This is a genomic window from Mesorhizobium sp. M1088 (assembly GCF_040318575.1).
Taxonomy (GTDB): domain Bacteria; phylum Pseudomonadota; class Alphaproteobacteria; order Rhizobiales; family Rhizobiaceae; genus Mesorhizobium.
Window position 1 is genome coordinate 66253 of record NZ_JAMYMO010000014.1, and the last position, 21913, is coordinate 88165.

Sequence of the window (21913 nt, forward strand, 5' to 3'; positions counted from 1 at the left end):
GGCGCAATACGCGATGCGCCCGCATCTCATTCGCACGACAAATCCACGGATTGCACCGCGACCTGCCCTTGCCGGCCGGCGGCCATCCCAAGCGCAGAAAATCAGGAAACCCTCGCCATGATCATTCGCTACGCCCTGTTCGAAGGCGAAATCCACCCCGGACGCGAGAGCGAATTCCGGCGCTTTGTCAGGGAAAGGCTAGTGCCGTTGTGGACGCAATTCCCTGGAGCCGAGGAGGTGCGCGTTCTGGATGGCACGGCACGGGATGAGGGCGCCCCCGTCTATGCCATGGCGCTCGCCATCCGTTATCCCGACATGGACGCCTGCAACAAGGCGCTGCATTCCGACGTTCGCTTTCAGAGCCGCGATGTGACCGGAGAGCTGCTCAAGATGTTCACCGGCCGTGTGCATCACCATGTTTTCGAGGCCAACGAGTTTCCAACCGCTCGATAGGATCATCAAAAAAGCTTCACACGACATCGCCGACGCACGTCCAAAACTGGACACCAACGGCATCTTAGACGGGTTCACGCGTCGGCGGTGGACCAGTCCCCAGGGCTGCCAGAACTCGCCGCCTTTTCGCTCGTGCCAGCGGCTCGACAGCCGTAACGGTCAATCGAACAATCTGCGCGACGGAGTAGTCCTCGATCGCCAGCGTGAGCTGGCCGGCTTCGATCTTGGAAAGGTCGAGTACGTCGTTGATGAGCCCGAGGAGGTGGCGGCCGTTTGCCTGCACGCGCGCGACGGTCGTCTTCGCCTTGTCCGGGAGTTCGCCGTAGATGCCGTCGACCAGCAGTTCTGTGAAGCCCAAGACCGAATTGAGCGGTGTTCTGAGCTCGTGGCTCATATTCGCGAGGAACTGGGACTTGTGGCGGCTGGCGGTCTCCAGCTCCCGGCCTTTCTCCTCGATCTCGCGGAACAGCATGGCATTCTGGATCGCGAGCACCGATTGGGCTGCGAAGGTCTCCAGCAGGTGGACGACTTGCTCATGGAAGGCACCTGGCTTGTGGCGCCTGACGACCAGTGCACCTACGATCTTGTTGCGTTTAGCCATGAAAGACGACGATTCGCCCAAAGCATGCAAAAGGGGCCCATCGGCTCTCGCGCCGCGATGCAAGGCCAGGAAAGCCTTACGCCAGATCAGTTTGTGAAAAGTCATTGCCCTTGTAAAGCAGGGCAAGCCGATGAGCCTTCGCGCAAGCGTAGGCAAAACAATCGCCGAAATTGAGATCGGCTTTGTCCCCGACTGCTTTGCCGTATTTCATGCTGGCTTCGATCGCCCGGTCGCCGATGTCGCCGGATATCGTGATTTCCTTGCCGGCGATCTCGATCAAAAAGGCGTCGACGGTATCACGGGCTTGCGCCAGCATGTCGGCCGTGGGCTTGGCGTTCTTTTTGATGGCTTCGGCCGACGCTCGCGCGAGTCCCTGGACTGCCTCGAACCGGACGAGCGGGGAGATATACAGCGGCTTGGTCGCGGCCGCGAGCCGCTTTTCCAGTTCTTCCGCGCCAGGTTCCTCGTTCAGGATGGCAACGATCACCGAGGCATCGACGAACATCAGTCGTCGCCCCACATTTGGTCGGTGAATTTCTTCATATCGAAATCAGGGTTGGCTGGCCCGATCCGCCGCGCCATTTCCTTGACTTTGGCAAGTCTCTCGCGCAGCGGGACGCTGCCGCGGTTGCGCTCGATCTCGTGGCGCAAGGCGGTTCTGACGGCCTCGGTCTTGCTGCGCGCCTTGGTAATCTGCTGCAGCTCGACGGCCATGGCGTCGACATCGGGGTCGCGAATGAAGAGCGGCATTTTGTATATCCTCATGAGTGATATATGTATATCATATCGGAGATATACTCGCCAGCGAATTCGCGAGCGGCGGTTTTGATAAGGAGGGAGGGAGGAATCCAGCTCGCGAAAATCCGTCGGGAGGTTCGGTTCTGGTGCTCAGTCCTTGGAATTGCTCGGCGTCTGAAACACGTCGCTCCGGCCATGTCACTGTCAACGCCCACATGCCCAAAGCGTATCGACGCTACGTGCGCCGACGCATGCGCATCCCAACATCCGCGGCAGTAACTATGACCAGTGAAGGAAAGGAAGAAAGAATGCTGAAAACCCAGCACTTGATCAGATGCATGCCCTCGGGTTCGCCGGCATGGCGGCCGCCTGCGGGAGCTTGCCGAGCAGGACAGTGCTGGCGACCTAAGTCGCGACGAGTGGCTCGGCCTGATGCTCGATCGCAGCTCCAACTGATCCGCACGATTAGAAATGCAAATCTGCATTACCATCAATAGCAGAGGCCCGCGTTGTCGAGCAGTTGCCCCGGAGCTCGTGCCGGCCGCCCAAGGAGCGTACCGGTAAAATGGAGTGAAATCCTTAGCCGTTCCTTCATTCATCCCGGCTTTAATACTTCCATGGAATGGGGTGGCCGTATCTTGAGGCGGTTTGTTAGCCGTCAGCGACAAACAGGCGAGAGCGGCAACATTGCTACTATTTTTGCCCTGTCGTTGCCGATTGTCGTCGGCGCAGCGGGTCTCGGTATCGAGACCTCCTACTGGTATTTTAGCAGCCTGAAATTACAGGCGGTGGCGGATGCGGCGGCCTATGCTGGCGCTTTGGAAAAGGTTTCGGGATCTGACAAGCCAACGATTGTCTCCGCCGCGACACTGTCAGCGACGACGAACGGCTGGGACCCGTCAACAGGCACAATCGAAATCTTCACGCCCCCGTCCTCTGGCCCGAATGTCGCCCAAAAGGCCGTCGAGGTCATCGTCCATCAGAACCTCGATCGGTTTTTTACATCGATATTCACGCAAAACCCGGTCGGCGCACGGGCAAGAGCGGTGGCTCTTATCACGGCTGCTTCAAAGGCCTGCCTTACGGCGCTCGATCCTTCCGCTTCGAAAGCGGCGCTGTTTTCCGGCAGTTCCAACCTCAAACTGACCGGCTGCGTCATAATGTCGAATTCGATAGCCGCGGACGCCATCAAGCTTCAGGGATCGGCAAGCCTTCAGGTCGATTGCCTAATATCGGCAGGCGGTGTTTCGTTGAGCAACCCCGTGACGACCGTCTGCGCCAGTCCGATAACCCAAGCGTTGCCCGCTGCCGATCCTTTTGCCGACTTGCCGGCGCCACCGGCCACGAACCCCTGTCAAAACAGCAACCAGTCGACGTTGCAACCTGGAACATACTGCAGGGGGCTCAGCTTGAGCGGCAATGTGACGCTCTCGGCCGGGGTATACGTCATTCAGGGAGGAGATTTCAAAGCGAACTCGAATGCAAATATTTCAGGCGAGGGAGTCATCATCTATCTGGCCGGCAGCGCGGGCGTCAGCATGAACGGCACGGCCACCGTCAAGCTCAGCGCACCGACGTCAGGCACCTATTCGGGAGTGCTGTTTTACGGCGACAAAGCTAACCGGACGGGATCGAACACGTTTAATGGCACGGCAGATTCGCTTTTGACCGGCGCTTTGTATTTTCCAACACAGGATGTCAATTACCTCGGCAATTTCTCGGGCAAAGGTGGTTGCACTCAGGTCGTCGCCAGTTCCGTGCAGTGGTCCGGCAATGCGAACGTCAATCAGGATTGCACGAGCCTTGGAATGCGAGACATTCCGGCCACGCAATCGATAAAGCTTGTCGAGTAATCTTCGTGGCACGGTTACCAGCCCGAATGTTCGGGAGCGATTCGGGTATTGCCTCGGTGGAGTTTGCGCTGGTTGTGCCGATCCTTTGCCTGGTACTTCTTGCCATCATTGACGGCTGGTCTTTTGTATCAAGCGCGTTGTCGATGCGCGCGGGCGTGAAAACGGCGGCCAATCTCGTGATGCAAGGGGCAGCCGACGACGCGGCTACCCAGACCGTCGCCCTTTCGAGCTGGGAAAATCATCCCGATGACGCGCAGGTGACGCTGAGCCGGAAACATATGTGCGGGATCACCGTGGTCGATCCATCTGTGCTGTGCGACAGTTTGAAAGCTTCCGCGGTTTTCGTTGAAATACAGGCGACGGCCACCTGGTCGCCGCCCTTCAGTTTCGGCGAGTTTTCCCTCTCGCGCGAGCTCAGCCACAAACAGGTGATACGTGTTCGCTAAAGGGAGAGCCTTCATACGTGGGGCATCAGGCGGAGCCGCACTGGAGTTCGCGCTGATCGCGCCTATTCTGATAATGCTTTTGATCGGCATCTTCGCATTCGGCTGGGCTCTGAATGCCATGTCAAGTGTTCGCTATACTCTGGAAACGTCCTCACGAGCGCTGCAAATGAAGAATTCGCTGACCGAAGCCGAGATAAAAGCGATCGCCACGGCAAAATTGCTGAGTTTGGGATTAACCGACGTCGACGTAACAATAGCAATCGACGCCCCCAGCGGCGGCTTTCGAATGGCCCATCTGACCGCCAAATATGCGTTCGCGATCGAGTTTCCGTACTTCGACCGATACTCGATAAATTATGCGACAACTGTCACAGTTCCGTTGGTTGCGTCATGAGCGCACCCAATAGTCTCCTTACGCAACATGCGCAGTGATCGGCTTGTTCTTCTTTGCTTGCGTTCAGGTCTGCTTCACCGCCACCAGCCAGAACGTAGGCTTCGGCGCGGGCCTTCATCCTAGATCGGGGACGGCATGTATGATCACGGCCTTTGCCCCGGCAATGCGCGGCTTGCCGTCCCTCACCTCGGCCGCTATTCCCTGCCTAACGCCATCGCCCGCGCGCTGCACAGCGCGGACCGACGGCAGAGACTCCCTGATGGAGATAATCCCGGCCGCCGGCTCCGCGCTCGCTCACGATCTCGCCAGCGGAAAGTCCATGCACAGCGGGCGCTATCGCTTGACGGCGGTCGGCACCGGCCTGGCGACGAAGAACTTGGCGCAACGTCTGAAGGCGGACGTTGGCACCCCCTTCCGGGCGGACCCATCGGCTACCCGGAAGGGCAGCTCAAGAATCCTGACAGGGCGCTGTATCCAGGCCGAGGCAAGGGGCCGAGGCATATGGAAACCCTTTTTGACCCGACTGGACAGCGATCGCAGCTCGACGCGGGTAACAACGCTCCGCGATTTAATCCGGCTCGCGCGTGGGCGGTTGTGATATACAAGTGGGGTGCCTAACGGAGGTCACAATGGTTGAAGAAGGCGACAACCGCCGCGAACGGAGACAGCGCGTCCTGAAGGGTGCCGCGATTATTAACGGCATCAACAACTCCGAAATCACCTGCACCATTCGAAACCAGAACGTCGGCGGAGCCGAACTCAAGGTGCCGGTCGAAGCCCTGGTGCCGGAGCATTTCCTTCTCTACGTGCCGACCGATGGCGTTGCCTATCGGTCTGTGTTGCGCTGGCGCAGGAACGACCGTGTCGGTGTGCAGTTCACCGAAACAGTGCCCAAACCGCGCCTTCACTATGGCTGAAGTTCTCGTTGCACCAGCCGAGCACCACCGGCAGCAACAGTTGGCACTGACCTTCAACACAGCAAAGGAAGCCGCCGTACTGCCATGGGCAAAGGCTCAACTCACACAAGCCGTCGATTGTCTCGTCGACCTTCAGGTTCTGACCGCTCAGCGCGGCATCGCGCCAAAATGTCGCCGCATCACGTTCATCGGGAACGGACAATGATTGGAACCGAACTCGCCAGCGCGGGCTCGCGGCGGTAGACGACCGAGAGGCTCTGCCGCCCCAGAATTTCCCGGTCAACCGCCGCAACCCCGGGTCGCTATGCTATGATGCGGGCCAGCACCGCGAGGCCGGGCCCCGCCACGGCCGCCGCGGCCATGTCGGCCATCACGCGATTGACCAGCACAATGCTGGCGCCTGCCCCGTACTCGGCAATCCATTTCGCGCCGGGCGTGCCGGAAAGCCTTGCATCGAAGTAGATCGACAATTAGGTCGACGTCGTCAGTTGCCCTGACATCCTCGAACGTGACGGCATCGGTGATGAAAAGAGCGGTCGTCCATCCGCCGACGAGTACAAGGGCGCTCGCGCAGGTCGTCGCGTCCGCCAACGGCCGATCAGTTGGCAGGCCGCGGGCGCGGTCCCGGGCCGGGCTCGTAAACACCAACAAGACCTTCGACGTTGTTGCATTGATAGGCAATGCCAGCGCAAGCGACATTCGTAGATAAGAGTTCCCTCAACCACGCCCGGTTCGAGCAAGGATCGGGTAAACCGGCTCGGGACCCTACTGCTCGGCCAGCTCTGTTCCGGAACCTATTCAGCGGCACCAAAGTTGGGGTGGAGGTCAGGAGTGTGCGATGAGTTCCAAAACTGGGGATGGTCGGCTCTCTTTCATTGAGTTTCAGTCGCCCACGCTGGTCGAGAACGCGCCTGAGGACAGCGAATGGCTTCATGAGATCAAGTACGATGGCTACCGCACCGAACTGATCATTGAGGGCGGCAACGCGCGAGCCTTGACGCGCCGTGGCTACGACTGGTCGCACCGATACCGACGAATTGTTCAAGCGGCGGCGGATTTGCCGGTGAAAGCGGCGATCATCGACGGTGAGGCTGTCGTTCTCGGCGACACTGGCCTGCCGGATTACCAAGCGTTGGAACGGGAGTTGGGCAGTCCAGACTCGGCGAGGCTCATCTTCTATGCATTCGATCTGCTGCACCTCAACGGGCGCGATCTGCGGCAGCAGCCGCTGGTGAAGCGCAAGGCAGCCCTTCAGAAGTTGCTGAAGAACTCAGCGCCGACATTGACCTACGCCGAACATTTGGAAGTGGGCGGCACGGACGTGTTTGAACATGCCTGCCGTATGGGGTTGGAGGGCATCGTCTCCAAGCGCCCCAATGCCACCTACCGCTCAGGGGTCCAGACCAGTTGGCTCAAGGTGAAGTGCATCAAGAGCGACACTTTCCCCATCGTGGCATTTGTCGAGAAGCTGGGCGCTCACCCGCGCCGCATTGCATCCCTCTACATCGGTCGCCGCGAGGGCGACCGACTGCTCTATGCCGGGAAGGCTCGCAGCGGCTACACCTTGAGCGCTGCGCACCTGGTTCGAGAGCGGCTCGACCCGCTGATCATCAGCAAGTCGCCTCTGTCAGAGCCCATCGTGAAGCCGAAGGCGACGTGGGTCAGGCCAGAGGTGCTGGCCGAGGTACAGTTCAGCGGCGTCACTGATCGCGGCGTGTTGCGCGAGGCAGTATTCAAGGGTCTGCGCGAAGACCTCGTGCCGATCCCGGCCAAGCCTCCGGCGCCATCAAAGCGACGTGGGCCAGCCCGGAAACATGGCGCTCCCAGCGAGAACATCCTGCAATTGCTGCCTGACGCGGTCTCGCCCTCCAAGGACGAACTTGCGCGCTATTGGCAGAGGGTTGCCGATCACGCACTCGTCCATCTCGGCCACCGACCGCTGAAGCTGGTCCGCCACGCACTCGGCGCAACCTTCTATCACAAGGGCGCGTTGCCGAAGATTCCGGCCGCCGTGCATCAGTTGCGACTCCAGAAGCGTGAGGGTGGCGAAGGTGTGCGCGTGTGGGTGGACGACCTTGCCGGTTTGCTGGGGCTGGTCGAGATGGATGCGGTAGAGCTGCACCCTTGGAATGCCACCGTTGACGACATCGAGCATGCCGACCGCATAGTTCTGGACCTTGATCCGGGCGAGGGGGTCGAGTGGGATGAAGTCATCGAGACCGCGCTAACGCTCCGCGACATCATGGAAGCGGAAGGTCTGCAGAGCTGGCCGAAGGTGACGGGCGGCAAGGGAATTCACCTGATGGCCCCACTTGGGACGAAGATCACGCATGACAATGCCCGGCTCCTTGCCCGATCGTTCGCCAAGCGCCTCGCTGAAGCTCATCCTGATCGCTATCTGCTCTCCGCCGCGCCGGCAGCCCGAAAGGGCCGCATCTTCATCGACTACCTTCGCAATGGGCGCGGCAACACGGCGGTCGGCGCCTTCTCCCCACGGGCGCGACCCGGGTTCCCAATCGCCCGTCCCGTGACCTGGAGCCAGGTTGAGGCAGCCATCCGTCCAGATGCGTTCACCATTGACCGTCCGTTTAGGGCGGCTGCCAGAAAAGCAGCGTGAGCAATCTCGCAGCGCATTCTATTAGCAGTGGGCGAAGACGCCCAGCGATTCCGCCGAACATTCGATCATGTCAACTACTTGCCGGACGGGTCGATCTCTATCCAGGCGGGCACATGATCACTCGGCTTTTCCCAGCCTCGCAGGTCAGCGTCCACGCCCGCGTCACGTAACCTGTTCGAAAGTGATGGGCTGACGAGGAGGTGGTCCATCCGAAGGCCGGAACTCCGATCATAAGCGCCTCGGTAGGAGAAGTTCCAGTACGTGTAGATGCCTTTCTCCGGATGAATGCAGCGGACGGCATCCATCCAGCCACTGTCTAGCATTTCGGCGTAGGCCTGCCTGCTCTCCGGAAAGTAGACTGCGTCGCCCGTCCAACGTCTCGGTACCACGGCATCGATCGGCGTTGGCACGACGTTGTAATCGCCGCACAGAACGCTTGTGATCCCCTCCTTGACCAGTAGCTGGCCGTAGCTGATCAGACGGTCGAACCAGCGGAGCTTATAGTCGAATTTCGGGCCGGGCGCTGGATTGCCGTTGGGCAGGTAGATGCACCCCACGACGATCCCATCCACCTCTGCCTCGATATACCGGCTGTGAGTGTCGTCAGGGTCACCCGGCAGGCCGCGTCGACGCTCCAGGGGCTCCTTTCCCCGTGCGAGTATAGCTACACCGTTGTAGGACTTTTGCCCGTGCCAGATCGCGCCATAACCGGCGTTCCTGACGGCTTCCGCGGGAAATTTCTCATCCGAAGTCTTCAATTCTTGAAGGCACACGATGTCATAGTCGGTCTGACCCAGCCACTTGATGAGCAAGGGCAGGCGACCGTTCACGCCGTTGACGTTAAAGGTTGCGATACGGGTCATCCGAAATTCTCAACATCCCTTGGCGATTCGAGCATGGAAGGCTCAGATGTTGATGCTTGCATCATGCCGGCAAAGGGAGGCCTTGTCAGTCGTCTTTCTAGGCCGGTGATACCACGACATAAACTGATCCGCATGGGCTAGGAGCGCTCCTCGACCTTTGCGTGGCAATGCGCTCGCTATCCACTTCGGCGACCTTCAGCATCGACACCTCGGCGACGCGCAGGCCCGCGCCAGCGCCCGCCGCTTCACCCGCCCAGCAGGGCACAACCCACGCCGGAAACGAACTCAAAACTGGATAGAAACTGGGGGCAACGTCACCGGCCGCAACGATCAGCCCCCACCTACGTTGTCCGATGTAGGGGTTCGTATCTCTGAGCGCGGCCGCAGCTCCCTTCAGGCAAGATGCGCGAGCAGATGGATATCTATCTGACCGAAAGCAAACAGAAGCCCGGCGTGCCCACTGAAAGCACAAGCAAGCGCAAAGGTTCCTCAACTGATGCTCGGCTGGCGGCAATTTGATCGCCAGCCGAGTGATTTTGGCCGGTGGTCGGGGGAGACTGGCCAGCCACACGCTGGTGATTCCAACCTTTGCCGATGTGCTAATCAGCAACCTTCGTCGGTCTTTTTCACCTGGCCCGGCGCGGCGGTCTTGGCTGTCGTGTCCTGCTGACCTGGCGCCGCCTGCTGAGCGCTGCCAGTCTGCTGGCCGGGCGCGCAGTCTCTGGCCGAGTTCGAATTTGTGGTGCCGCTGGTCGTGGTCGTGTCGGTGCCTTGATCGCCGGACATGTTGGTGCCGCTGCTCGTCGTGCCGGTGCCCTGATCCGTCGTGCTGGGCATGGTTGTCGTGGTCGAGGTGCCGGTCATCGAGGTTCCGCTCGTCGACGTTCCGCTCGAAGTTCCACTGGTCGTCTGGGCAACGGAAAGCCCGGCCGACACCGCCAGCACGGCCGAAGCCAAAAGGATGCGTTTCATCTTCTTTCTCCTGTCTGAATGCGCGGGATGCGCCTGGCAAATCGAACAGGCAGACAGAAGGAGTGTTCCCCGATGAAGTTCAACTTTTGTAACTCTGGTCCTAGGTCAGCCTCAGGATGACGGGCGTATATTAGAAGCCTCTTGAAGAAGACGCTGCCCGCACCAGAATCCATGGCATGGCTCGCGAAATAGGCATTGGTGACCAGGTGGCGAGTGCTGCCACGGTTCGAAGGCGGATAACAGAGGACTGCGTAAGCCGTCTCTATCCCAGGTGACGACTTCCCACATCCATCATCGACCACACCAAGGTGAACCGAGGCCAGCAAATCGACCTAAAAGGCGAGGTCACGCGCATCGACGAGGACACCGTGACGATGGACCTCGGGCCGCTGGTCACGGTCGACCGTGACAAGGTCCGGTTGGTAGAGAAATATAGGCCGCCAAACCGACGAAAGGCACTTGTCGTTGCCCCGGATTAGAACCGACAACATCGCGACGGGCTATGAGGGCAGGCCGCATGACGGGCCGGTAGAGGACGAGTCGAAGCACTTGGTCTACTGCCCAGTCTGCGGCCAAACGTTCGACGCGCGCGACCTTGGACAGGTCTTCCACCACGCTGAGTCCCAGCACGAGCCGCTTCCGGTCGAGCAATAGTCCAGCTAGTTGAGCTCCGGCGGCAGACCGACGTCGAGACCCTTCAGCGCGCCACCGCGTACGTTGGATGAGAAAAGGTGCTGCGTGCACCGCGCCTTCCCCGCGCGCCGATGCTCCACCTGGACCGCAAAAAAGTCCCGCCGCACTGCCAGAACGGCGGGACCGATCAAACGCTTTGCACCAGGCGGGGGGATGCGGGGGGTTGGGCTTGCCAGGTGAGCGCGGACCGTAACCAACCCTAAGCGCCACAGCGGCAACGCGTCCACCAACCGCCGGTTGGAGCGATAGGACGACTGAGCCGCCGGCAGGTCAGGTCATCCCGGGTCGCTATCGCTCGCAACCAGACGGTAGCGGAAATTGTTGCGGATGTGGTCGTTGAAATAGCGGCCCTTGGCGAACGCCGCCCGGAACGCGGCAAAGGTTTCTGGCGGTACCCCCTCAAACTCGTACCGCTTGCCGCTGGCGACGAACCACACCGAGAGGGTTCTTCTATCCCGATCATATTCCATCTTGCGGATCGAAGTAGATGGCATGAGCACCACAGCCCCAGGGCCCGCGCCTTGCGGGGAGCGCGGGCCGATCGGAATACCGATCTGCAGCAATACCTGGAGGGGGAGGATTCGCTGCGTGCACCGAACTTTCGCGGCGATCCCGTGTTCCATCGAGATGCACAAAAAGCTAGCTGCACCTTTCGGCATCACGTGGACGTTGGATTTGTGAGAAAGCGCGAGCGTCAATACTGCTTCTGGTGATGGAATTTTCCCGTGAGACAGGCACGCTCCACGGCGAAAGGAGTGCCCCGCTATGACCATCCTCGCCTACAACCTTGCCAATGACATCAAAGGCTCGTGGAGGGGTCGTCTTCCTGCCGAACGAACTGCATCTGTATGTGGATGTATGTGGAATTCAGCCAGCCAGACGCCGATACAAACCCGGCTGATTGGATGAGCGTTGATGATTTCCTTGCATGGCGGCCGAAAGGCGCACTCCACGAGCGAGCGCGCGACAGCTTGGTCTCGCTCATTTGCAAGGCGCTGACAGGCGATGAGACAAGGGAAACCCGCGCCGAGATCGATTGCAAGCGCCATGGGTGGGCGGCTATTCGACGTTCCGAAGGCACCGCGACGATGCCGCCAACGCGATAGCTAAAGCTCTTATCGGTGACGCGCGCGGGCTTGGCTTTGAAGCGTCAGCGGAGCGACATTTGCACCTTTCGCTCGGTGATCGCATTTTCGATGTCAATGTCGCTGACGTAGCTAAGCTTTCTCACGAACCCCACGTACGACAAGGCTGGCGTCGTCAATTGACCTCCTGCAAGCCGAGACCGGAACCGGGATCGACCTTGCCGCGAAGCCGCCCGACGGCGTTGCCCGATGTAGGGCAGCGCGGTCGCGGCTCGTCGCGCACAGGACATGTGTTGTTCATGGCGACCCTAACAATGCGGCTGGTCTCGAAGAAACCGACCATGACATTGCCGCTCAGGCGTCAGCCGCCACTATGGCGGGGCATATGACGTCATGGCTCCCAAGCATATCGGCGCGGACGTCAACTACGCGTGGCCGACAGCCGAGATTGCAACCGGGCATTCGGGCCCACATCCCGGAGCGGCGTCGAGAACGCGCTTCGGCGTCTCTCGCCAGCGTGGGCGAAAGCCCGCTCGACCTCCGGGCGCCAATCGCCCGGTCCGGGCTGTCCCAAGCGCATCACCTCGTACATACGGCGTCTACTCAGTGGGATCGGCACAGTGCTTCACTACCAGGCAGGGACTGACGAGCCGCTTCGCTGCGGGTCAATCAAGCAACCGATACAATCCGCTGATTGACCAAATTCGTTACCACTCGAGGTCCCGCGTTGCCTTCGATATCCGCTCCGTCCAACACGGAAGCAAGCGAACTTCAAATGAGTCTGTACCACAACACCGCGCCGGCTATAGCTAAGTTCAATTCATCAGTCTCGTTGCAGAATTCGTTGTCAATAAGTCACTTGCGCCAGCAAGATAAATTGAGCCATTGCCGTTCATCTCGATCCGGTTGACCACAAAGATGCGAGGCTTACTGTCCGTCGACAATGCACCCACACCTGTAAGAAAAAGCTTTTGTGACGGCAGATAGACTATACCGCCTAGATCTGTATCGCCACCGCCAATGAGCGTGGAGGTTCTCTCCACGCCTTGGGGTTTTTGAGCTAGCGCGATCCCCATCCACGGACCGCTGGTCGGCGCCGTCAGGCGTAGCTTGGCGCCGGCCTGCATTGTAGTGGTGGCCTGATCGTCGAGTAGAACGATGGTGGTACCGTCAGCTGCATCGAGAACCGCGCCAGAGGAGAGCGAAAGCCCTCCCGTCCTGATGACATACGTTCCCGCAGCAAGATTGACCACCGCTCCGACCGACAGGATGAGCCCTCCACAAAAAGTGCCGGGAACGAGATTTGCGGTGGCGTTTTTGATCACCAGGTTATTGTAGGTGCAGACATTGTCTGTTGGCCAGACCACTCGGGAGATAATGGGATCTGCCAGCTCTTTCTGATCGAAAAGCGGTTGAGGGTTGAAGCCGGCAGACGGCCCGCAGGGGCCGACGACTGACGTCACCAATGTCCTGATGGACGATGCGCCATTCGTGGCTAGCGCAGACCCCGATCTTGAATTCACCTGCGCAACGCATTTCTGGCCATTTATCGACGAAGACCCCGAATTCGACCATGCGTTCGAGGCGGACCGATCTAGCACGAGAAGACAGACTGGGTATCGCGGATAGGCAATCGCGGTTGCGCTTCGGCTAATATCAAGTTTAACGACGCCAAGGATTGCCGAGAAGGCCAATTCCTGGGGTTGGTGCAATAGAACCGTCACAATTGTGGGATTGGTTGAACCAACCGTCTGGTGGGCGTCACCACTATAGGGACTTCGCGTGGCCACAAAGGTGGGGCTGGCGAAAGTATCAACGTTCTGCTGACGCTGCTCCGACGTCATATCGCTGCTGTTCGCGCTTGCCACGGCTAACTGAAGGGCCGTGGAGTCGGCTCCCTCCTGCAACTGTTGGGCAGTTCGGCTCACGCGCGCAAAGTCTATCGCCACTCCGACGCCCAACAGCACGACCGGCAAGACCAACGCAAACACCACGGCGAGGTTGCCGCGTTCTGAACGCCAAAATCGTTCGGTCACCCGCATGAAAGCCCCCTTCATTTAGCTGGGACTAACCTAGAGGCAGCATATTGAGGGTCCGTTTCGCCAGCGGGTAAAGTTGTCTCGATCGCAAATCAGCTTGCGGGGAGCAGCTGAAACAGCGTCTCAAATTCACCACGATGACGCCGCCGAGCGCCGGCGACCACGCCCCGCCGTCTGGCGCCGGTCTGGCGATCGTCAAGGCCGGCCCGCGCGCATCATCGCGCGCGGGATGGCGTCTCGCGGTCGCGTACTCGCCATGTCGCCTTGGCGGACTGATCATTTTCGAATTGCTCCTCAGAGATATGCATCGCCGTCGGCGCGGTATTCAAAACAGGACCAATGCGATGGCTGTCTGGACTTGGCAAATCCCCATCCGGCATCCTTGCCGCAGTCGAGATGCTCGCACCTGACGGCGCTCATGGTGAAAAACGCCTGCGCCCGGTAGAGTTCTGCCCGGAAAACGCCAAACTAGAAGAAGGAAATCGGGCGTCAGGTATTCGCAACGTTTGGTCGAAGCAATTGATTGACAAGGCTTCGAGTTGGCACGCCTCGTGTGCTTGGGAGGGGCCGGGCCACAGATGAAAATGACGGATGCCCTTACACAGCGCTTAATTTCTCATTGAGTTCGCCATGGACATTTCCGGCATGCCTTCCGGGGACGAGGTCGACAGCTTCATTATCCCGCCGCCGTCAGGCGCGCGGTCGCAATCGGCCGTGCGCGGGGCTGCATAGCATGTCTGAAACTTGCTCTCGCTCGCTCCAAAGACGTGCTCATCAATCTTCACTTCCCCATCGCAACGCCGGCGGACGTACGGTAGCCAGCGGTCGAAGGCATAGCCGACACGACCACGGATCGTTCCGAAAGCATCCAAGCTAGCCGCTCATCCATTTTGATTGGATAAACCGTGATCGCGCGGCGCCAACCTGGTCGCGATATCTGGCGTTGCCCGCTCTATCGATCTCGACATCCGGGATAGCAACAATCTGAGCTTTCGCGAGGAACCGCATGCGGTCGACGCGGTCGCTGCGGGCCAGGGTATCGCTATCTGCAGCGACGTAATGGTCAGCCACCGGAGCGATGGTCAAGTTATGCGCGCCAAACGCAAGAGTTGTCGCCATTCCCGAAGAACATACCGTTTGTGAATTTTTCGCAACGATTTCGGAGCCGCTTCACGACTTGTCGAAATGGCGAGGGCAACCTGAGCCGGTGCTTGCGGAAGAAGCGCCGAGCCAATGGAGGATCAGATGAGCGTCGCTCCCGTCATTCGCATGCCCGACCAGAATAAGGGGGTCATGCTACGTGGCTATCCGATGGTGTTCCTTGTCACCGGCAAGGATACGAAACACACGAGCATGTTCGACTGGACGATCCCGAGCGGGTTCGCTACCGGCCTTCATGTTCATCGCGTGCAGGAGGAAACCTTCTACCTTCTTGAGGGCGAATGCGTCTGGCATGTTGGGGACAAGACGATCCGCGCGACCGGGGGCACCTACCTGTTCATTCCACCGGGCATTCCGCACAACATCACCAATGTCAGCGAAGAGCCGGCGCGGGTGCTGATGACCGTCTCTCCGCCTGGACACGAACACTATTTTGAAGAGCTTGCCAGGCTCGCTGCGCACGGCCCTCCGGATCCGAAAGCGCTTGCAGACTTGCGGAACCGTTACGACACTGACCAGCTCTCTACCTTGACAACAAGAGCCTAAGGTCGATTTGCGATGTCGGGTGATGGCGCAGCGCCGCTCATGGCGTCGGCACCTGCGATGTCCTCTGTTGTGGCGCGTTGGTCGGGTGCAGTCGTCTGTCCGGCCTGTAGATGCAGCCATTCGACGCTGCTGGCCCTGATGGGGTCGGCGAACTGGGTCCCAATCTGCTTTGCAGACTATGATGCCTTCGACATGGCACGGTCATCCCTGTTCCCGGCCTGACCGGTGTCGCCAACAGCTATGACGACACGCCGGTAGTGTTGGGCTGATAGCCATGGGCGACCAAATCGATAGGTCGCAGCAACAGCAACTTGATCCTGCAGCCGACTGGGAGCTTGCGGCGGACGAAGCCCTCCCGGCCCGTGGTGGGCCAGAGAAGCAGCAAAGGCGCTTCTTGTCGCCAACGCTGCCCTGGAGCGTGAATTGGCCTTGGCGGCCCCCGCTGTGAGCCATGGGTTTAGCCGAAGATGGCACCGCGGGTCTTGCCCGACCGGACGCGCAGCTTGTGCTGGTCGGCATCCTTGCCCAGCCCCGCAGTTCGGCCGGGTTCGTCGCTCGTCGTGCGAAAGGATCGGCAATCGTGCGCGGAGCGAAGAAGCCATTCTCGGAGTACTGGACCAGTGCCATTCTCACTGCCTAATCGCAAAATGCCTCATAACCTGACGAGATATAGCGTCAAAATGGGAGGTCTTTGAGAGAAGAAGCTCACAATGGGGAATAATAAGCCGTGACCATGCGGTGTTTAGCTGGTCTATTCACCGCATAAATTGCGGCAAATGATCTTGCATATACGACGATTGAGGCCCATATTCGACGCAAAAAGTGCGGAGAATATGGCGACCTATATCTACGAGCTTGAAAACTGGCCGCAGTTCGAGTGGCGCAGCCAGGACCTTGCCGATCAACTGGCGACGGTGCGCCATCGGCAGGGCCGGCTGCTGGGGCGGATGGAGGCGCTAGGCTTCGAATTGCGTGCCGAGGCGATGCTTCAGACCCTAACGGAGGACGTTCTCAAATCCAGCGAAATTGAGGGTGAAATTCTCGACAAGGAACAGGTGCGGTCGTCCATCGCCCGCCGACTGGGCATGAATATTGGCGCACTGGCGCCGGTCGACCGCGATGTCGAGGGCGTGGTCGAGATGATGCTCGACGTAACTCAGAACTATCAGGCGCTACTTACGGGTGAGCGGTTGTTCGCCTGGCATGCGGCCCTGTTTCCGACGGGTCGCAGCGGCATGACGAAGATTATCGTCGGTGCGTGGCGGCATGAAGCCTCTGGTCCGATACAGGTCGTCTCAGGTCCCATCGGTCGGGAGAAAGTCCACTATGAAGCTCCAGCAGCGGCCCGGCTTGAGCTTGAAATGGCCTCGTTCATCGACTGGTTCAACGGTTACGCGCCGCTTGATCCCGTTCTGAAGGCGGGGGTCGCCCATCTATGGTTCGTCACCATCCATCCCTTCGAGGATGGCAACGGCCGTATCGCCCGCGCGATCGCCGACATGATGTTGGCGCGATCGGAGGGCAGCGCTCAGCGGTTCTATAGCATGTCCGCGCAAATCCGGGCGGAGCGGAAGGACTACTACGCGATCCTCGAACGGACGCAGAAGGGCAGTCTCGACATCACCCCTTGGCTGCAATGGTTTCTAAGCTGCCTCGACCGCGCCTTCAGCGGGGCCGAGGAGATTTTGGCCAATGTGCTGCGAAAGGCCCGTTTTTGGGAGGAGATGGTCCAACGACCTCTAAGCGAACGCCAGCGCAAAGTCGTCAATCGGCTCCTGGACGGCTTCGAAGGCAAGCTCACCTCCTCGAAATGGGCAGTGCTGACCAAGACCTCACCTGACACGGCCTTGCGCGATATCAATGATCTCCTGGCGCAAGGGATACTCGTGAGAGATGAAGCCGGTGGGCGAAGCACGAGCTATTCGCTGGCAGGATTGGATGACGGGCCGGATCGCGCGCCTCGGCGACATCGTTGAAACAGGAGCGCGAGCCAACAGCGCGCGCCCAAAGCATGATTGGCCCGCTCGATTGGTTCGGAGAATGCGTCTATGCCGTTTGTCGCTCGGCACTGGTCCATCGGGTTCGGTCGCAAGCCGTTAGGGCCAGTCATTGACGAACTTTCCGCCTTGATAGCCGCCATTGAAGCCCCAGCGAGCGGTTTGATAGGCTGCAAAACCCCTGAATCGCGCTTTGGCTTTGCCTAGGCACCCAACGCCTTCTGGTTTCGCCATCCTGACAGCACCACAACCCGTACGGCAACCGACGCTGGGCCTGACATTTTATCTCCTATTTCTGCGCAGCCGCAACTCGCTGCAACATCGGTTTTGACATCAAGCCATCAGATGCCATCTTGCTAGCAGGCGAAATGAGCCTATACATGGGTGCCAAGGAGTGCGATATGGCCGAGCCACAACTCTCAGTCCGCAGCGCCAAGGCGCGTGATCTTGCACACCGGCTTGCCCGTCGTGAAAACCGCTCGATTGCGGAGGTGGTCGAGCGCGCCCTCGAATCTTACGAGGTCCGCGAGGCCGGTCGTGAGCCTGCTTCTGCCTTCTACCCGCGGCTTTCAGCGCAATCCGGCACAGACATCGACCTTGAGGCGGTGATCCGTGAGAGTCGCCGGCCGAATCGAGGCGTCGAGCTTTGATCTTTGTCGATACGAACGTCGTTTCCGAAACGTTGAAAAAGACCCCAGACGAGGCAGTCATTGCCTGGCTGATCCGATACGATGCCGAACTCGCGCTTCCAACCGTGACGATTGCCGAGATCGCGTTCGGCATCCAGAAGATAAGACCGGATCAACGTGCCGAACGGCTGGAGCAAGGGTTGTCGGACTGGCGCCGGCGTTTCGCAGACCGCATCTTCGGTCTGACAGAAGAGGCTGCGCTGGTTTATGGGGAAATTATGGGTGCTGCTGCTCGCCAGGGACGCGGCATGTCGGCACCCGATGGCATGATCGCGGCGATCGCTCGAGTAAACGGGGGCCGCCTCGCCACGCGCAATCTGACTGACTTCGAGACGGCAGGACTCGTTCTGACATCTCCGTGGGAGTTCTGAAGCGTTTTCCTGTCGTCGCTTTTGTTCAAGCCCCCATCTGCCTGTCAAAGACGGGCTGAAAGGCCGTCAAAGCGCAGGCGAGCGATATCAGGTCAATTTGCATGTCGTCAAAATCCCCTGAAGGTCACTCGAAGCGCCTCAGCGGCAGCCTGACCGGGTACGGCAACCGACCTGCCTTTTCTTCGGGAAAACCATTAGGCTCGCTGGGCTTGCGAGACGGCGAGAGATGCCCGATCTGAAACAGATGCCGGATGTGAAACAATTGAAATTGCTCGGCGTCCTGGCAGCGACGGCGATCGGTCTATATGTCTGTTATCTGCTGGCGTGGCCTTTTTTGCCGGCATTGACCTGGGCGCTCGTCCTGGCAATTATTCTGTCTCCGGCTCACCGGTGGGTTGAGAGACGGGTCGGAAATCGAAACCTGGCAGCGCTGATATCGGTAAGCGTCGCGGCGATCGCCGTCGGCCTGCCGCTGGCGCTCGTCGCACAACAGCTCGTTCGCGAGGCGGTAAACGGAGCGACTTATCTGGAGGAGGTCATCCGCGGTTGGGACGCAGTCGGCTTCATGTCTGGCTATCCCACGCTTTCGGCCATTGCCCAATGGATCGAGAACCAATTCGATCCGGCCGGCTCAGTCGCCGCATTCGTGCAATGGCTGACGGGACAAAGCACATCGCTATTGCGTGGCTCCATCTATCAAGTCGCGATGTTCGGCCTGACATTTTATCTTCTGTTCTATTTTCTGCGCGACCGCCAACATGGCCTGCAAGCCGTCGCGGGCCTTTCGCCCCTGCGCGCTCCGGAGACAGCCTACATCTTGTCTCGCTTTGCGGAGACCGTCTATGCAACACTGCTCGGCACCGTGTTCGTCGCCGCCGTCCAGGGAACATTGGGTGGCCTGATGTTCTGGTGGCTCGGCCTGCCGACGCCAGTCTTTTGGGGCCTTGTCATGGGACTTCTTGCCATCGTGCCCGTGCTCGGGGCGTTTGTGATCTGGGTGCCCGCAGCGGTCTATCTCGCACTGGAGGGAGCTTGGGCCAGCGCAGCGATATTGACCGTCTGGGGCGGCGTGATCGTCGGCGGCATCGACAATCTGCTCTATCCGATGCTTGTCGGGAATCGGTTGCGCCTCCACACGGTGGTGGCCTTTATCGGCGCGGTCGGCGGCATCGTCTTGTTCGGAGCATCCGGCCTTGTCCTCGGACCTGCGGTGATCGCCATCACAATCAGCCTCATCGACGTGCTAAAGACTCGATTGACCGACCGGCCGACGCCGGCGCGCGCTGGTGAGCTACCGCATCAGTCCGTGACGGATTGATCAAGCGCGAAAAGGGCGCTGGTCTTCGAGTGGTAGCGCGAAACCTGAACAACCTCTGGGCAGAGATCTCAACGAAGGCAAGCACATCAGCCAGGCTGCTGTATTGCGGCAAGCTTCCAGTCACCGCCGTTCTGCCGCGTAAAGGTCCACAGTTCGGCCGTCTCCGTCGGCTGATCGGCCCCGCCCTCAACGATCTTGCCGCTGATGCGGTCGCGGGTCACGTCGCGAGACTCATAGCGCAAAGCAGCCGTCGCGTAGTCGCGATCACCCTCCCGCCAACTTTCCGCAATATCGGCCTCCAGCAGGCTGACGTCCGACACGTCGTTCCTGACGCCCTTTTTGGCATTGTCGGCAAGTTCCTCGGACAGATAGGACACCATCTCGGGTGTCACCAACCGGCGCAATGCAGCATGATCTTCGCGCCCGAATGCCTCCTGAACTTCCGTCAGCCGTTGCTGGAACGTGTCGAGGTCGGTTTGGGTGAGTGTGATCTCATCGGAAGCGTTGGCTTGGCTCGTTCCGCCAAATCCTGACCCGATGCCGGTAATGGAGGAAGTCGGGCCGTTGCTCGGCTCGTGCCGCGCTGCTGCGTTTCGCGCAAAGGTCCCGGTGCCCCGCGAGGCACCAGCCGTAACGGACGCTGGGCTTTGCGCCGACTGCAAGCGGAAAAAGCGGATCGCCAGCATGATCGCGCCGCCGAACAGCAGTACTTGGAGCAAAAGACCCAACATGCCGGCCAAGCCGCCGAACCCATGACCCAGAAGAACGCCGATCAAACCGCCGAGAAGCAGCCCACGTATCATCGATCCGCCGAGGCCGTTGAAGAAGCCCGGGCCCTGGAATGCCTGCGGCTGACGGGCCGCATTGTTCGCGGCCGCATTGGGCGTCATCGAGCGCTCGACCGGTGCGGCCGGTTGCGGCGCAACTCTGGTCGGCGGGACCGGCTGGAAAGTGCGCATGCCGCGACTGCCGAAGCTGCCGCCACGGCGCGCATCGGCGTGATCCACAGCGACCATGGAAAATGCCAGGAACAACCCCGCAAACAAAACTGCAAACCGTCCCCAACGCGAAATCAGCATAGGCAAGTCCTCAAGTGACACTCTTTCCGCTCATATGGGGTGCGTCGATCGAAATAGCAGTGAATCGTCCGTCGAGATATTTTCGGGCGGCATGGTCGGCCGCCCGCCAGTGTTCACGACGAGAATGTCTGCCCTACCCAAGCGCGATGATCGCTGTTCGACCACGCAGGCTCCCGCACCCGGTCGAGTCAACAGCATCGCTCATGCAAGCCTGTGGTCATCGATCTCCCCGGCGATGATGCCGAGGGTCTCCCGGCGAAGACTCGATTGACTTACAGCTTTCCTGTGTACTATCAACATATCTGGAAAACCTGCCATACAGGTTTGCCCACTCCTGAACTGGAGATTGCGTGAGCACGGCCGTATCCGCAAAACATTCCGACGCAGCGAGCCTGGTCAGCAATACGATCGGCGAGATCACGCGCCATATCCGCGCGCATGAGCTCGGGCCCGGCGACCGGCTGCCCAGCGAGGCCGCGCTTTCGAGACAATTGAGCGTCTCGCGTACCGTGGTTCGCGAGGCCTTCAGCTCGCTCGCCGCCATGCGGCTTATCGACCTGAGGGCGGGCAGACGGGCTACCGTCGCCGAGCTGGATTATGGCGCCATGTCACTGGTGATCGAGCATGGCGTCCACACCGAGCAGATCACGGTGCAGCAAATCTACGACGTGCGCCGCACGATTGAGACCCGCACTGCCATGCTGGCGGCCTTGCGCAGAACCGCCGACGAAGTGGAAAGGATCAGGACGCACGCGCTCGCCATGCGCGAGAATTTCCAGCGGCCGGAACAGGTCATGGAGCACGATCTCGCCTTTCACCTCGAAATCGCCAAGGCTGCGAAGAATCCGGTTTTCAGCCTCATCGTCGGCGCGTTCGAGCGCGTATCGCGCCAGACCTGGCCGATCGGCTGGCGGACCCGCCCTTCGGATGCCGAGCAGTTGGCGATGATCCAGATCCATATCGACCTCGCCGAAGCAATCGAGACCGGTGATCCCCAGTCGGCGCGTGACCTGATGGCGAGGCATTTTGACGAGAGCGTCAAGGCCCTGCTGGCGGCCGGCATCGCCTGAGGAGCAGGGGC

At 59.9% G+C, this 21913-nt stretch carries 23 protein-coding genes and 2 pseudogenes; 15 read left to right on the forward strand and 10 right to left on the reverse strand.

Features of this window, described 5'->3' with window-relative positions; all coding sequences use genetic code 11:
* Window positions 1-117 precede the first annotated feature (117 nt).
* On the forward strand, window positions 118-453 hold the full coding sequence (locus NKH49_RS18525; protein ID WP_352474892.1) for a hypothetical protein: 336 nt from the start codon (window positions 118-120) through the stop codon (window positions 451-453).
* A 64-nt stretch (window positions 454-517) separates the two neighbouring features.
* Here the strand turns inward: NKH49_RS18525 and NKH49_RS18530 are convergent, their stop codons facing one another.
* From NKH49_RS18530 to NKH49_RS18540, 3 genes are read right to left on the reverse strand one after another with little or no spacing between them, the layout of a single operon-like run.
* Window positions 518-1159, reverse strand: coding sequence for a sensor histidine kinase (locus NKH49_RS18530; RefSeq protein ID WP_352927206.1), 642 nt, complete (start codon window positions 1157-1159; stop codon window positions 518-520).
* The gene (locus NKH49_RS18535; RefSeq protein WP_352927209.1) at window positions 1131-1559 is read right to left on the reverse strand and encodes a type II toxin-antitoxin system VapC family toxin; all 429 of its coding nucleotides are present in this window, start codon (window positions 1557-1559) and stop codon (window positions 1131-1133) included. The genes NKH49_RS18530 and NKH49_RS18535 overlap by 29 nt, the downstream gene beginning before the upstream one ends.
* Window positions 1559-1804: a type II toxin-antitoxin system VapB family antitoxin gene (locus tag NKH49_RS18540; RefSeq protein ID WP_352927212.1), complete on the reverse strand. Its 246-nt coding sequence runs from the start codon at window positions 1802-1804 to the stop codon at window positions 1559-1561. Before NKH49_RS18540 ends, NKH49_RS18535 begins: the two co-directional genes overlap by 1 nt.
* Window positions 1805-2430: 626 nt before the next feature.
* Here NKH49_RS18540 and NKH49_RS18545 point away from each other — a divergent pair.
* From NKH49_RS18545 to NKH49_RS18570, 5 genes are all read left to right on the forward strand, one after another.
* A complete protein-coding gene (locus NKH49_RS18545; protein ID WP_352474372.1) occupies window positions 2431-3645 on the forward strand; it encodes a pilus assembly protein TadG-related protein in 1215 nt (404 codons plus the stop codon).
* Window positions 3646-3671: 26 nt separating this feature from the next.
* Entirely contained in the window at window positions 3672-4091 is a 420-nt protein-coding gene (locus NKH49_RS18550) for a TadE/TadG family type IV pilus assembly protein (protein ID WP_352474371.1), read from the forward strand.
* Window positions 4081-4485, forward strand: coding sequence for a TadE/TadG family type IV pilus assembly protein (locus tag NKH49_RS34935; protein ID WP_502898563.1), 405 nt, complete (start codon window positions 4081-4083; stop codon window positions 4483-4485). Before NKH49_RS18550 ends, NKH49_RS34935 begins: the two co-directional genes overlap by 11 nt.
* Window positions 4486-5114: 629 nt before the next feature.
* Entirely contained in the window at window positions 5115-5402 is a 288-nt protein-coding gene (locus NKH49_RS18565) for a PilZ domain-containing protein (RefSeq protein ID WP_352474370.1), read from the forward strand.
* On the forward strand, window positions 5395-5607 hold the full coding sequence (locus NKH49_RS18570) for a hypothetical protein (protein WP_352873714.1): 213 nt from the start codon (window positions 5395-5397) through the stop codon (window positions 5605-5607). The genes NKH49_RS18565 and NKH49_RS18570 overlap by 8 nt, the downstream gene beginning before the upstream one ends.
* 97 nt (window positions 5608-5704) lie before the next feature.
* Here the strand turns inward: NKH49_RS18570 and NKH49_RS18575 are convergent, their stop codons facing one another.
* Complete coding sequence (locus NKH49_RS18575; RefSeq protein WP_352474376.1) at window positions 5705-5872, reverse strand: hypothetical protein; 168 nt, start codon at window positions 5870-5872, stop codon at window positions 5705-5707.
* A 368-nt stretch (window positions 5873-6240) separates the two neighbouring features.
* On the opposite strand from NKH49_RS18575, the gene ligD reads away from it, so the two are divergent.
* A complete protein-coding gene (gene ligD / locus NKH49_RS18580) occupies window positions 6241-8019 on the forward strand; it encodes a DNA ligase D (RefSeq protein WP_352927215.1) in 1779 nt (592 codons plus the stop codon).
* 74 nt (window positions 8020-8093) lie between these two features.
* Here the strand turns inward: ligD and xth are convergent, their stop codons facing one another.
* From xth to NKH49_RS18595, 3 genes are all read right to left on the reverse strand, one after another.
* A complete protein-coding gene (gene xth / locus NKH49_RS18585; protein ID WP_352927218.1) occupies window positions 8094-8882 on the reverse strand; it encodes an exodeoxyribonuclease III in 789 nt (262 codons plus the stop codon).
* Between the two features lie 603 nt (window positions 8883-9485).
* Window positions 9486-9854 (reverse strand): hypothetical protein, encoded by a 369-nt coding sequence (locus NKH49_RS18590; RefSeq protein ID WP_352771258.1) that lies wholly within the window; start codon window positions 9852-9854, stop codon window positions 9486-9488.
* 968 nt (window positions 9855-10822) lie between these two features.
* Window positions 10823-11245, reverse strand: a complete 423-nt coding sequence (locus NKH49_RS18595; protein WP_352483816.1) for a KTSC domain-containing protein — start codon at window positions 11243-11245, stop codon at window positions 10823-10825.
* Between the two features lie 538 nt (window positions 11246-11783).
* Between NKH49_RS18595 and NKH49_RS18600 the strand changes: the two are divergent.
* Together NKH49_RS18600 and NKH49_RS18605 are read left to right on the forward strand one after the other, a co-directional pair.
* Window positions 11784-12002 (forward strand): annotated as a pseudogene (locus NKH49_RS18600) (aminoglycoside phosphotransferase); the annotation flags it as partial.
* A gap of 2 nt (window positions 12003-12004) precedes the next feature.
* Window positions 12005-12085, forward strand: a pseudogene (locus tag NKH49_RS18605) (carboxyl transferase domain-containing protein); the annotation flags it as partial.
* Between the two features lie 362 nt (window positions 12086-12447).
* On the opposite strand, the gene NKH49_RS18610 reads toward NKH49_RS18605, so the two are convergent.
* A complete protein-coding gene (locus NKH49_RS18610) occupies window positions 12448-13674 on the reverse strand; it encodes a pilus assembly protein TadG-related protein (RefSeq protein ID WP_352927221.1) in 1227 nt (408 codons plus the stop codon).
* Between the two features lie 870 nt (window positions 13675-14544).
* A complete protein-coding gene (locus tag NKH49_RS18615; protein ID WP_352474360.1) occupies window positions 14545-14757 on the reverse strand; it encodes a hypothetical protein in 213 nt (70 codons plus the stop codon).
* Window positions 14758-14916: 159 nt separating this feature from the next.
* On the opposite strand from NKH49_RS18615, the gene NKH49_RS18620 reads away from it, so the two are divergent.
* The 5 genes from NKH49_RS18620 (at window position 14917) to NKH49_RS18640 (ending at window position 19753) form a co-directional block, all read left to right on the forward strand.
* Window positions 14917-15378: a cupin domain-containing protein gene (locus NKH49_RS18620; RefSeq protein WP_352927224.1), complete on the forward strand. Its 462-nt coding sequence runs from the start codon at window positions 14917-14919 to the stop codon at window positions 15376-15378.
* An 833-nt stretch (window positions 15379-16211) separates the two neighbouring features.
* Entirely contained in the window at window positions 16212-17354 is a 1143-nt protein-coding gene (locus NKH49_RS18625; RefSeq protein ID WP_352927227.1) for a Fic family protein, read from the forward strand.
* Window positions 17355-17776: 422 nt separating this feature from the next.
* Window positions 17777-18025 (forward strand): plasmid stabilization protein, encoded by a 249-nt coding sequence (locus NKH49_RS18630; protein WP_352455498.1) that lies wholly within the window; start codon window positions 17777-17779, stop codon window positions 18023-18025.
* Window positions 18022-18435, forward strand: a complete 414-nt coding sequence (locus NKH49_RS18635; RefSeq protein ID WP_352541844.1) for a type II toxin-antitoxin system VapC family toxin — start codon at window positions 18022-18024, stop codon at window positions 18433-18435. Before NKH49_RS18630 ends, NKH49_RS18635 begins: the two co-directional genes overlap by 4 nt.
* A 226-nt stretch (window positions 18436-18661) precedes the next feature.
* Window positions 18662-19753, forward strand: coding sequence for an AI-2E family transporter (locus NKH49_RS18640; RefSeq protein ID WP_352927230.1), 1092 nt, complete (start codon window positions 18662-18664; stop codon window positions 19751-19753).
* 86 nt (window positions 19754-19839) lie between these two features.
* Here NKH49_RS18640 and NKH49_RS18645 read toward each other — a convergent pair whose 3' ends face one another.
* Window positions 19840-20829 (reverse strand): Tim44 domain-containing protein, encoded by a 990-nt coding sequence (locus NKH49_RS18645; protein ID WP_352873736.1) that lies wholly within the window; start codon window positions 20827-20829, stop codon window positions 19840-19842.
* Window positions 20830-21182: 353 nt separating this feature from the next.
* Between NKH49_RS18645 and NKH49_RS18650 the strand changes: the two genes are divergently transcribed.
* Window positions 21183-21902, forward strand: coding sequence for a FadR/GntR family transcriptional regulator (locus NKH49_RS18650; protein ID WP_352474355.1), 720 nt, complete (start codon window positions 21183-21185; stop codon window positions 21900-21902).
* Window positions 21903-21913 lie beyond the last annotated feature (11 nt).